At 31.2% G+C, this 12,256-nt stretch carries 11 protein-coding genes; 5 read left to right on the top strand and 6 right to left on the bottom strand.

Going from position 1 to position 12,256, the window contains the following annotated elements:
• Positions 1–16 precede the first annotated feature (16 nt).
• The 3 genes from Q0891_RS12190 to pilO are packed head-to-tail and all read left to right on the top strand — an operon-like array spanning position 17 to position 3,865.
• The gene (locus Q0891_RS12190) at positions 17–2,155 is read left to right on the top strand and encodes a general secretion pathway protein GspD (protein ID WP_299101969.1); all 2,139 of its coding nucleotides are present in this window, start codon (positions 17–19) and stop codon (positions 2,153–2,155) included.
• Positions 2,155–3,369: a hypothetical protein gene (locus Q0891_RS12195; protein WP_299101972.1), complete on the top strand. Its 1,215-nt coding sequence runs from the start codon at positions 2,155–2,157 to the stop codon at positions 3,367–3,369. The genes Q0891_RS12190 and Q0891_RS12195 overlap by 1 nt, the downstream gene beginning before the upstream one ends.
• Entirely contained in the window at positions 3,353–3,865 is a 513-nt protein-coding gene (gene pilO, locus Q0891_RS12200) for a type 4a pilus biogenesis protein PilO (protein ID WP_299101974.1), read from the top strand. Before Q0891_RS12195 ends, pilO begins: the two co-directional genes overlap by 17 nt.
• An 18-nt stretch (positions 3,866–3,883) precedes the next feature.
• Here pilO and Q0891_RS12205 read toward each other — a convergent pair whose 3' ends face one another.
• From Q0891_RS12205 to Q0891_RS12230, 6 genes are all read right to left on the bottom strand, one after another.
• Complete coding sequence (locus Q0891_RS12205) at positions 3,884–4,327, bottom strand: hypothetical protein (RefSeq protein WP_299101976.1); 444 nt, start codon at positions 4,325–4,327, stop codon at positions 3,884–3,886.
• A 55-nt stretch (positions 4,328–4,382) separates the two neighbouring features.
• Positions 4,383–5,129 (bottom strand): hypothetical protein, encoded by a 747-nt coding sequence (locus Q0891_RS12210; RefSeq protein ID WP_299101978.1) that lies wholly within the window; start codon positions 5,127–5,129, stop codon positions 4,383–4,385.
• Positions 5,130–5,132: 3 nt separating this feature from the next.
• Positions 5,133–5,795, bottom strand: a complete 663-nt coding sequence (locus Q0891_RS12215; RefSeq protein ID WP_299101980.1) for a hypothetical protein — start codon at positions 5,793–5,795, stop codon at positions 5,133–5,135.
• A gap of 4 nt (positions 5,796–5,799) precedes the next feature.
• Positions 5,800–6,084, bottom strand: coding sequence for a helix-turn-helix domain-containing protein (locus Q0891_RS12220; RefSeq protein ID WP_299101982.1), 285 nt, complete (start codon positions 6,082–6,084; stop codon positions 5,800–5,802).
• Positions 6,085–6,161: 77 nt separating this feature from the next.
• Positions 6,162–6,944, bottom strand: coding sequence for a hypothetical protein (locus Q0891_RS12225; RefSeq protein ID WP_299101984.1), 783 nt, complete (start codon positions 6,942–6,944; stop codon positions 6,162–6,164).
• A gap of 15 nt (positions 6,945–6,959) precedes the next feature.
• Positions 6,960–8,255 (bottom strand): site-specific integrase, encoded by a 1,296-nt coding sequence (locus tag Q0891_RS12230; RefSeq protein WP_299101986.1) that lies wholly within the window; start codon positions 8,253–8,255, stop codon positions 6,960–6,962.
• A gap of 498 nt (positions 8,256–8,753) precedes the next feature.
• Here Q0891_RS12230 and ilvD point away from each other — a divergent pair, with 498 nt between their 5' ends.
• Positions 8,754–10,433: a dihydroxy-acid dehydratase gene (ilvD, locus tag Q0891_RS12235; RefSeq protein ID WP_299101988.1), complete on the top strand. Its 1,680-nt coding sequence runs from the start codon at positions 8,754–8,756 to the stop codon at positions 10,431–10,433.
• A gap of 85 nt (positions 10,434–10,518) precedes the next feature.
• On the top strand, positions 10,519–12,255 hold the full coding sequence (gene ilvB / locus Q0891_RS12240; protein ID WP_299101990.1) for a biosynthetic-type acetolactate synthase large subunit: 1,737 nt from the start codon (positions 10,519–10,521) through the stop codon (positions 12,253–12,255).
• Position 12,256: the final 1 nt, after the last annotated feature.

Below are 12,256 nucleotides of genomic sequence, written 5' to 3' on the forward strand. Positions count from 1 at the left end.
CAATTAAACAAAATAGATGAAGTTATTATTAAAATTATTACTGATTATATTATTCACGGCTTGTGGCTATGCGCAAAATAATCAGCGTTTATCTGTAATTGAAAATCAAATAGAATTAATATCATCAGAAAACAAGGGGTTTTCAGAATATATTGATGCGACTATTGCTTTAAATGATGTCTCTTTGCCTAATTTTTTACTAGCCGTTTCTGATATACATAAAGTGAATATTAATATTTCTCCTGAACTTTCTACTATTAAAATTAAAAATAATTTCTCAAATGTAATTGTATCAGACATGTTATTGTTCTTATGCAAAGAATACAGTCTTACTATTGAGTTTACTAAGAACATTTTATCTATAAAACCATATGAAGAAATTATGGTACCTGATGTTTATCCAATTCAAATTGATTACAACCCAACCAATGAAATTGTATCAATTGACATTAACAAAAGTAGACTTTACGATGTTTTTATAGAGATTATGGATAAAACTGCAAAAAATCTTTTGTATGCTCCTGGAATGGAAAACTTAGAACTAACCGCTTATATAAAACCCACTAATTTCGATAATGCCATGGATAAAATGGCTTTGACAAATAATTTAGTATTAACTAAGACGAAAGATAATTTTTACGTTTTTGATAAAGTGATTTCCAACAAATCTAACGAACAAAATAATAGATTGAGTAATCGTTTAAACTCTAATCTAAATTTCATTGTTATAGATTCCATTAATCAGCAACTTGAGGTAAATTTTAAAAATACCTCTATTAAAAAAATTGTAACAGATATTGGTAACGCTCTAGATGTTAACATGTTTATGGCTTCTCCGTTAGATAATGCAGGTAATGTTACCATAAAAACAGATTCGATTAGTTTTGACGATTTACTTATTAAAATATTTGAGCCACAAGACTCAAATACTTCCAATCACACAACTACATCTAATCATAACCAAAGGACAAGTAAAAATGCTATAATTGACAAATACACCTTTAAGAAAGAGGATAATATTTACTTTTTCGGAACGGAAAAACAACTTAGTGTTAGGAAAGTAGAAATTATCACTCTTGAACATAGGTCAGTAAATATGATGGCTGACTCTAACCTTACATCGGCTGGGAATGATATGGTTAATAACTATCAAACAGCTGCACAGACCTACTCAAACAATAACGCATTCAACAATAATAATTTAGGCTCTAATAATTATAATAATCAAAGACAAACGAATTCGTCTTCCTATGATAGAAGCGAGAGCTCTAAAACCATTATGGATTTAGTCCCTCAAGAGATTATAGGTAATATAGACTTTAAAATAGATGTAGAATTAAATAGCATTTATGCTACAGGTACAGGTACAGAAATAGAACTTTTTAAAAAATTTATAAAAAGCATAGATAAAGCAATCCCAGTAATCCTTATTGAGGTTATGATAGTGGAAGCACAAACATCGAATACCATAGAAGCTGGTGTTGCTTGGGGATTAGGTAATGAACCGACAACTACGCAAGGCAATTTATTCCCGAGTACTGACTTAACACTTGGCTCAGAAACAATAAATAATATTATTAGTGGATTTAGCAGTGCATCCGTTTTTAATTTCGGTAAAGTGGTACCCAATTTTTTTGCAACAGTTAAAGCCATGGAAACTAATGGAGATTTAAAAATAAAATCAACACCTAAATTGGCCACTTTAAATGGCCATAGAGCATCCTTTTCTAATGGACAAACCTCATATTATGCCATTGTACAAACAAATACAATTGGCTCGGATAACCCACTAACCACTGAAACTAGAAATTACTTCCCTATTGAAGCTAAATTAGGATTAGAAATTAAACCATTTGTAACAGGAAACAAAGAAGTAATTCTAAACATAAATGTTATTCAGTCTAATTTTGGACAAAGAATTGCGGAAGATGCACCACCAGACATAAACTCTCGTGATTTTTCATCTGTAGTTAGAATGAAAGACCAAGATATAGCTGTTCTAGGTGGTTTAGAAGAAAACTATACTAGTAATTCTGGTTCAGGAGTTCCATTTTTAGCAAGAATACCAATTATTAAATGGCTATTCAGTCAACGTGTAAGAGAAGGTAGCAAGTCTAAACTAACTGTATTTATTAAACCAACCGTCATCTATTAATGACTCAAGATTTAAATTCATTTTTAAAATATGGGAATCGCTTTTATAGTGTTGAACAGACACAAGTAAATGGTGAAAACAAATACTATGGCATTGTTTTAAAAAAGAAAAAAAAGCTACTAGATATTGAAAGGAGCTTTGAAACTTCTGATTTTAAAACACTCAAAACAAATATTCCAAAAGGAAAACCTATTATTCTAGTCATTAATACAGATTCTGTATTAACAAAGAAAATTCAAGGTAAGACATATGACGCCTCAAAATTGGCACATTTAGCGTTCCCAAATATTAAAATTGAAGATTTCTATTTTGAAAGCGTAAGTCAAGACACAAATCATTTTGTTTCTATTTGTAGAAAATCTTACGTGGATGAATTATTAAAAGACTACGCTTCTAAACAAATTACAGTTATAGACTTTACTTTAGGAAGTTTAATCTGTTCTTCTATCCTTGGTTTCGTTGCTAATGATGAGATAAACACCTCAAATAGTTTAATTTCTATTCAAAATTCCCAAATTGCGGATATATCATTAGTACGTGAAGCAAAAGAAACAACTTACAACATTAATGGTCTCGACATTAAGAATAATAATGTTTTAGGCTTCGCAGCTGTAATAAATTTGGTTCTAAAAGGAGAACAAATTCAAACCAATTTTAGCGCTACTAAAACTCAATTAAACGAAGCTTTTAAACAGAAACAATTTACTAGTCAATTTCTAAAAATCGGTTTGAGTAGTTTATTCATCATTTTGCTTTTAAACTTTCTTTTTTTTAATCATTATTACAATGAAGTCAACGCCTTGCGTGAAACTGAACAAATATTAGAATCTTCTAAAGCTAATATGGTAAGTCTTAATGAAAAAGTACAAAAAATGGAGAAGATGGTCGATGATGTTTTAAAGAGCAACGCCTCTAAAAGTTCTTTCTTTGTCGATGTTATAATTAACACCTTACCTGAATCTCTTTTATTAAAAGAGTTAAACTACCAACCCTTACTCAAAAAAATCAAAGCGCACAAAGCTATTGAAAACCACAAAAATCAAATCCTCATTTCTGGTCAATCCAATAATAGTATTGAATTTTCACAATGGATCTCTCAGCTCGAAGATATTAAATGGATACAATCCGTTGAAATATTAAGTTTTGAAGACCATACAAAATCATCATCTACCTTTACTATAAAACTCAATATGCGAGATGACACAGAAGACTAAAAATATAATCCTCATTGTAGGCTTTTTGTTTACAGTAATTATAGCCTATAAATATGCTATTGCTAACACCATTCAATTGAAAAGTGAATACAAAACGCTTAAACAAGAAGCTGTAGTTTTTGATAATATGCCTCAACAACTCTCATCACTGAAACAACGTGAAAAATACTACGATTCTTTATTAACAAAATATCAATTGGGTGAAAGCTCTATGCAAAATAGCATGCTCAAAACTATTAACACCTATGCAAAAGCCAACAAATTAAAGGTAGTTGATTTTGTAGAGCCTCATAAAATTGCTAAAAACGATTTAACAATAAACACTTACCAATTTACTTTAGAAGGAGACTATAATGCTATAATTACCCTTATTAACCAGTTAGAACAAAATACTAAGTTTGGTGAAATCATTAATCTTAATTTTAAAAAACTGAAGAATTATAAGACTGGGAAGTTTTATTTACAGGCCGGTGTTTTATTAAAGAGTTTTGGTTAAAACTATATATATTCATTCTTATTTTAAATAAACTATTTTTTTATTTTCAATATCAAAATACGGAAATTCACCATTTCTGTTTTGAGGTAAATTTTTGATTAAAAGATATTTACCAAGTATTAATTCTCTTAATGATTTTATGTCTCCTTTAGTAGCTGGAAGCATATTAGGAGCAAATATTTTCTTAGCCGCAAACACAGCGGTATCAGCAGCCGCAGTGCCAATTGCCACATTAGTGATGGAAGCCGAGTTAAAACTATGATTTCTTTTTGAAACTAAGGATTTATTATTTAATTGTACTTCATCTTTAGTATCTCCTTTCTGATAATGTCCAGGAACATATTTGTAGTTATTTCTTTTATAACTAGCTTTAGTTCTGCAACTAGGTTCACAGTATAAATGATTACTTCTTCGTGACTCGAATTGTAGTCCACAATGCTTGCAAATTCTTGTTTTAGGCATGTTTTCCTTCTTTTTTAATTTATAATCCGTTAAATAAATTGTTATTTAACGTTTTCTATATTCTAAAACTTTTTCCTTTAAACTCTATAATATTGAACATTTCAAAAAATCTATCATAGATTCTAGACCCATAACGTTTCCCCAAATCTATTAAAGTTTGATTTACACAATTTTCAGCATTAGTATAATTAGCAGTCATATAGGTTTTCAACTTATTATCATATCTAATTGATAATATTTCGGGGATTACTTCAACTTTACCATAATTACTACCTTCACGTTCAGAATTTACATCGTCAATAAAAATTAGTTTTCTTTTAACACATTTATAAAATTCTAATTTATCATTTTGATTTACACATTTTTCAAAATTCCTAACTAATTCCATTGACGAATAAAATTTGAATTTGAATACTGGATGGTGTCTAAAAACCGACTCAAATACTTTGAAATAATCTGTTTTACCTAATCCAAAACCTCCTACAATAAGCAATCCTTTTTTAAAAGATGGTTTTGAACTATCACTGAATAAATTTTCACATTCAAAAAATTTATTATCTCTTAAAAAATAGAAAAAAAGTATTTTTAAATTCTCAATTATAGTATCATCATACTGAAGTGATTTACCATACATAGAATAAAATGTGTTTTTAAACATATTCCATAATTCAGATTTTGTAAATCCACTTAAAGGATTATCATGTTCAGTCTGTCTAAATCCCGCTTGAAAATCAAACTCCTTATTTAGATAATTTTGTTGTTGTAAAAAATCTCCTATTTGCGATGTCTTATTTGTTCTCATTATTTACCTATTTGTTAATAAATTCGACTCCTTCTTATCATTTATAAATTTAGGTTTTTCGTTAGCCTCCCATTTTGCTAGTCGTTTTTTAATATTAAAGAACTCATCTTTTTCAAATCTCATTTTAGACTTACTCTTATTCTGCTCACTCCAATATTCATAAAAACTATTTAATAATTGAATATCATAATTAGAGTGTTCAAAAACTTGTTTTTTGAAACTAATACTTCTAACCTCTATTGTTTCTTTATTAATCTTATAATCCTTATTACTTTCTTTAGTTGTTGTTATTCGAGTGTTACTCAATTGTTTTTGGTTTGTTATTAGAATGTTGCTTGATTTGTTAGAATTAGAATCAGATGATTGAGTTTTATCATAATTTACGATAGTTATAAGGGTAAATTTGTTTGTTGATGAAACATTTATATAGCCACTTTCTTTCAATTTAGAAAGAGCTGTTCTAACTGATTGAATTGAAATCATTAATTCAGTAGCTAATCGATTAGATGAACAAATCAATTGACCTCGTCTAACTCTATGTCCTTGCCACCTTTTATCCTTAAAGTTTGCTTTTAGCAATAAATGGATATAAAGCCTAGCAACATTTGGAGATTGATACCACTCCCATTCTAATATATCTCGGTGCATTAATACAAATCCAGTCATAACGTTATTGTTTTACTAGTTTTGATAATATATCCGACTTTTTATAATAGACGCGATTACCTAGGCGATAGCTTGGGAGAATACCATTTTTTCGCCAGTTCCAAAGTGCTTGTTTGGAGCATTTTAAAAACTCTATTGTTTCCTCAACAGTTAAAAGTTCAGTTTCGTCTTTTGAAGATGGATTGTATTTGTTAAAAAACTCTTTTAACTTACTATCAACACCTATCAAGATATTGTCTGTAAGCTCCTCTGGAGTTGTTTGAAAAAAATGTAGTTGTGTTGACTTCATTTAATAATATTTGATACGTTTCTATAACAAAACTACTCTCAAAGATTATTTTTTTACGTACCGCAACGTACAAGTACCTACTCCATTATTTTCGAATTAGGTAAGTGAAATTCACTTTTACTGAACCTTTCCTTTAGTTTAACATATCTCTCAGAATCCGTGTTACAATATTTTTTCAAAGTTTCAATAGATGGCCTCATAGGCTCTACTTTAAAGGAGTTAAGTATAATTTTCGAAAGTTCTTGATTATTAATATCCCCATCGCGCTTTCTAGGAGGGTCAATATAACCTTCTTGAATAAATTGAGCTATAAAAAAAGCCAAATGAGAAGGTTTACCCTTCCAAATTAATCCGCTCTGCTTCTCAGAACTACTATCTAAATCCTTTAAAAAACCCAAAATAATACTAAACCGTTTAACTAAGTCCTTTTGTAAATTCATAGCAGCAACATAATGTAACATGTAAGGGTAATCATAATTCCAATTTTTAATAACCCCTTCAGTCTCAACAAAACCATCATCAAGAATATTTTCTTCAAAATAACCTCTGCCGCCAAGATTAACCTGAGCATTCTCGATTAATTCTTCAATCTTAGGCAAAACCTTAAGATCAAGTAGTTGAACATAATTTTCATTATGATTACAATTATTATAATGATACTCAAGAAACTCCTCTAATTCCATTATATCTGTAACCAGCAATAATTGATGAGTAAAATATTTTAAATAAAAATCATCATCTAGTTTAGGTTCATAATAGTTATAATTGTTGAGTTGATAAATAGCCTCATCTTTGTTTCTTTTTGTTTCTCTCTTATTATAAGCAATACTATCAATTGCAAATACATCTTTGTAATTCATTAAGTAAAGTAATTTTTAGTTTTTGAAGAAAGCACTATCAGCAATTTTTACTGCACGCTCTTGTGGTGTAACTTTAATATATTTATAAAATTCGCGTTCCGTTGAATGACCACTTATTGCCATAATATCGATTGTCGGCATTTTAGACAAGTATGCATTGGTACAAAACGAGCGTCTGGCAGTATGGGACACAATTAAACTATACTTCGGGATGGTCTCCGTTATTTTCCTACCTCCTTTAGTCCTTTGAACTGAAACTGGCTCATTAATTCCTGCAATTCTGCCTGCTTCTTTTATATATTCATTTATATCTGGGGCATTAAATTTTCTGGGGAGTCCACCCCCATATCTTTTGTCTAATATCGATTTAATCCGAGGATGAATTGGAACATAAACTTTTTTTGATGTCTTTTTTTGTTTGAACTCAAAAACATATTTACCTCCAAATGTCTTCAATTGGTCTTCTGTAATGCCGTTATAATCTGAAACTCTCTGACCAGTATAATACCCAATCAAAAATATATCTCGAGCCAGTTCCCAATCTTTTGTTTTTGACAAATTTGCATCATAAAGGGAATCAATCTCAGTTTCAGTAAGATATATTGAAACCGCTTCTTCTGACACCGCTTTAAACTCGTTATGCCTAAATTTAAAGTTAGTATTGAGACCATCTTCAGAAGCTCTATTTAAAATAGTAATCAAGTTTTTTATATGTTTACCAATAGTATTTATTGAGTAATTATTCTCTTCTAAATATTGCAAAAAAGTATAATAAAATTTTAGATCTATTGAGTCAAAATCCAAATTATATTTCATCTTTTTATTGAATTCTTTCAATCTATTAACTGTCTGTTTGTATGACCTTACCGTTATAGGACTCAATTTAACAGCACCAATATTTTTAGCTTGATTCTCTTTAGATTCTATAAAATCATCAGCATATTCAAAAAATGATGCTATGGGCTTTTTAACTTCATCAGAGTCTCTAATAATTTTTTCTAATAAACCTTTTAATACATTTCTATTTTGTTTTTCTAATTCAGTCAATTTTGAAACCTGATAGGCAAAATCAGAAGAATACCTCAATAAGTCATTATTCACGGTTTCTCTATTCTTCAAAGTAGATACAGCTCTTATTCTTTGATTAGACTTATCCCAGTTTTTTGGAGCAACCTTATATCCTGTAGCAAACTTTAAACGATTATTTCTTCCAAAACTATAATCTAAAATTATAGAAGTTTCCGTCTTAGATTTAACATCTTTTAATCGATACTTAATAGTTCCAGAGGTGGAATGAATAGCTTTACTCATAAATTATGATATATTAAAAAAGGGGACAACAAAAGGGACAACATACGCTTTAACTACTGTTATATCAAAAGTAAGTAAATTATTTAAAAAACCTTAAAAAACCAGTTATAATAAGGCATACAAATAATATCAGTTAAAATAAGATAACATACAATAAACCAAAAAGTGGTACTGGAGGCACCACCATCAAAAACCCGATTCAAACGAATCGGGTTTTTTGGTTTTATACCTCAATTAAACATTTAAATTATATTTTTATTAAAATCATATTTTTAAAAATCATTAATCAATGTATTCATCAGTGCTAGATTAAAACGTTAACTAAAAATTTAATTCATTTTGAACATCATATTAATTTGAGTCTAAAAATTTGAATATCAACATTTTAACTACCAGCCTACAACAACTGAATTTAGAAAAAAATAATGAAGTTAATTCCACAACCAACGTTTATCAATTAATTTAGTTTCTGCAAATCAATTTTGCCTAAATAAAACTATGAGTCAACTAAATAAATACAGCAAAACAGTAACCCAAGATCCTACGCAACCTGCAGCACAAGCAATGCTTCATGCAATTGGTTTAACAAAAGAAGATTTCTTTAAACCCATCGTTGGTATTGCAAGTACAGGTTACGAAGGCAATCCATGTAACATGCACCTCAATGATTTAGCTAAATTGGTTAAAGAGGGCACAAAAAATGAAGATGTCGTCGGTTTAATTTTCAATACTATTGGTGTTAGTGATGGCATTTCTATGGGAACACCAGGAATGCGTTATTCATTACCTTCTCGAGATATCATTGCAGATTCTATGGAAACTGTAGTTCAAGCCATGAGCTATGATGGATTAGTAACAGTAGTCGGTTGCGATAAGAATATGCCTGGCGCATTAATGGCAATGATTCGTTTAAACAGACCTTCAATTCTAGTTTATGGTGGTACTATTGATTCTGGTTGCCATAACGGTAAAAAATTAGATGTTGTCTCTGCCTTTGAAGCTTGGGGAAGCAAAGTTGCTGGAACTATGGATGAAGGTGAATACCAAAATATAGTTGAAAAAGCATGTCCTGGCGCTGGAGCTTGTGGTGGAATGTACACCGCAAACACAATGGCATCTGCTATTGAAGCTCTTGGAATGACTTTGCCTTTTAACTCGTCTAATCCCGCACTAAGTGATGCCAAAAAAGAAGAATCAGTAAAAGCTGGTGAAGCTTTACGCCTATTATTAGAAAAAGATATTAAACCTTCAGATATAATAACAAGAAAATCTCTTGAAAATGCCGTTAGACTAGTCACAATTCTAGGTGGTTCTACTAATGCTGTATTACACTTTTTAGCTATTGCTCGAGCTGCTCAAATCGATTTTACTTTAAAAGATTTTCAAGATATAAGTGACAATACACCATTTTTGGCAGATTTAAAACCAAGTGGACAATATTTAATGGAAGATGTACATGCCGTAGGCGGAATTCCTGCTGTATTGAAATATTTATTAAAGAAAGGATTAATTCATGGTGACTGTTTAACCGTTACTGGAAAAACAATTGCAGAAAATCTATTGGACGTTCCAGACTTAAAAGAAGGTCAAGATGTTATAAAACCAATTGAAGAACCCATTAAGATTTCTGGACATTTAAGAATGTTGTATGGAAATTTAGCCACTGAAGGTAGTGTTGCCAAAATTACTGGCAAAGAAGGACTTTGTTTTAGAGGAAAGGCAAAGGTTTTTGAAGGCGAATATGCAGCAAACGATGGCATTAGAGATGGCCTAGTCGAAAAAGGAGATGTCGTCGTCATTAGGTATGAAGGCCCTAAAGGTGGACCTGGAATGCCAGAAATGCTAAAACCAACTGCTGCAATTATGGGCGCAGGTTTAGGTAAAGACGTTGCTTTAATTACTGATGGAAGATTTTCAGGTGGAACGCATGGTTTTGTTGTAGGACACATTACACCAGAAGCACAAGAAGGAGGAACAATAGCTGTCGTAAAAGATGGAGATATTATTACTATTGATGCCGAAACAAATTCAATTTCATTAGAAGTCTCTGAAGTTGAATTACAAAAAAGACGTGCAAAATGGAAAGCACCAGAATTAAAATTTGAACGTGGTGTTTTATACAAATATGCTAAAACAGTCTCATCAGCATCGAAAGGATGTGTAACTGATGAGTTTTAGACAAAGAACAATTATTACAAAAAGTAATCCTTATTTAGATCTTGTTACAAATAAGATTAATTAATGGATATCAAAAATAAATGAGATGAAAGAAACTCAAACTATGAACAACAATTCTAAAGACACTGAAACTACCGAAAGAATTTCTGGCAGTGAAGCAGTTATTAAGTGTCTATTAGCAGAAGGTGTTACAACGCTTTATGGGTATCCAGGAGGAGCGATAATGCCTGTTTATGATGAATTATATAAATATCAAGATCAAATTCATCATGTTTTAACACGTCATGAACAAGGTGCTACTCACGCTGCCCAAGGTTATGCACGAATTTCTGGAAAAGTTGGTGTCGCAATGGCAACTTCAGGACCAGGAGCTACAAATTTAATAACCGGTATTGCAGATGCTCAAATTGACTCTACTCCTTTAGTCTGCATTACTGGTCAAGTAGGATCTCATTTATTAGGAAGTGACGCTTTTCAAGAAACTGACATTGTAGGTATTTCAACACCAGTTACAAAATGGAATTGTCAAATTACAAAAGCATCTCAAATTCCTGGAGCGATAGCAAAAGCATTTTACATTGCAAGAAGCGGAAGACCAGGACCAGTTTTAATAGACATTACTAAAGATGCTCAGTTTGAAGAGTTCGATTTTAAATACGAAAAATGTAAAGGTGTTAGAAGTTACAAACCTGTACCAAAAACTGATGAAACTGCATTAAAAGCTGCAGCAGAACTGATTAATAGCGCAAAAAAGCCATTAATAGTTTGGGGACAAGGTGTCATTTTAGGTAAAGCCGAAGAAGAATTTAAAGCGGTTATTGAAAAAGCGGGAATTCCTTCTGCATGGACTATTTTGGGAGCTTCTGCAATACCAACGTCTCATCCACTAAATGTTGGAATGGTTGGTATGCATGGAAATTACGCGCCAAATGTTTTAACAAACCAGTGCGATGTTTTGATTGCTATCGGAATGCGATTTGATGATCGTGTTACTGGTAATTTAGCAACTTATGCAAAGCAGGCTAAAATCGTTCATTTTGAAATAGATCCTGCTGAAATAGATAAAAACGTAAAAACTGATATTGCTGTTCTTGGTAACTCTAAAGACAGCTTAAAAAAGCTTTTGCCACTATTGAATACTAATTCACATACAGATTGGCATCAAGAGTTTAAAGATTTATACCAAATTGAATACGATAAGGTTATTAAAAATGACTTACATCCTACAAAAGAAGGATTAACGATGGGAGAAGTGTTGAAAGAAATCAACATTCAAACAGAAGGAAAAGCCGCTATTGTCAGTGATGTTGGTCAACACCAAATGATTGCTTGTCGTTATGCCGAATTTAATATTTCAAAAAGCAACATTACTTCTGGTGGCCTAGGAACAATGGGATTTGCTTTACCTGCTGCGATTGGAGCAAAAATGGCAGCACCAGACCGTGAGGTTGTAATGATTGCTGGAGATGGTGGTTACCAAATGAATATTCAAGAATTAGGAACCATTTTTCAGCAAAAAGTACCCGTTAAAATTGTGGTATTGAATAACGAATTCCTTGGTATGGTACGTCAGTGGCAACAATTATTTTTTGACAAGCGCTATGCGTCAACAGAAATGGTAAATCCAGATTTTGTTGCTATTGCTAAAGGTTATCACATAGATGCAAAGAAAGTTTCAGAAAGACAAGATTTAAAAGCGGCTGTAAAAGAAATGATAGATTGTGATGGTCCATATTTCTTAGAAGTAAGAGTTGAAAAGGAAGGCAATGTATTCCCAATGATACCAACAGGTGCAAGCGTTTCAGACATCAGATTATCTTAAT

This window comes from uncultured Winogradskyella sp. (assembly GCF_947498005.1).
GTDB lineage: Bacteria > Bacteroidota > Bacteroidia > Flavobacteriales > Flavobacteriaceae > Winogradskyella.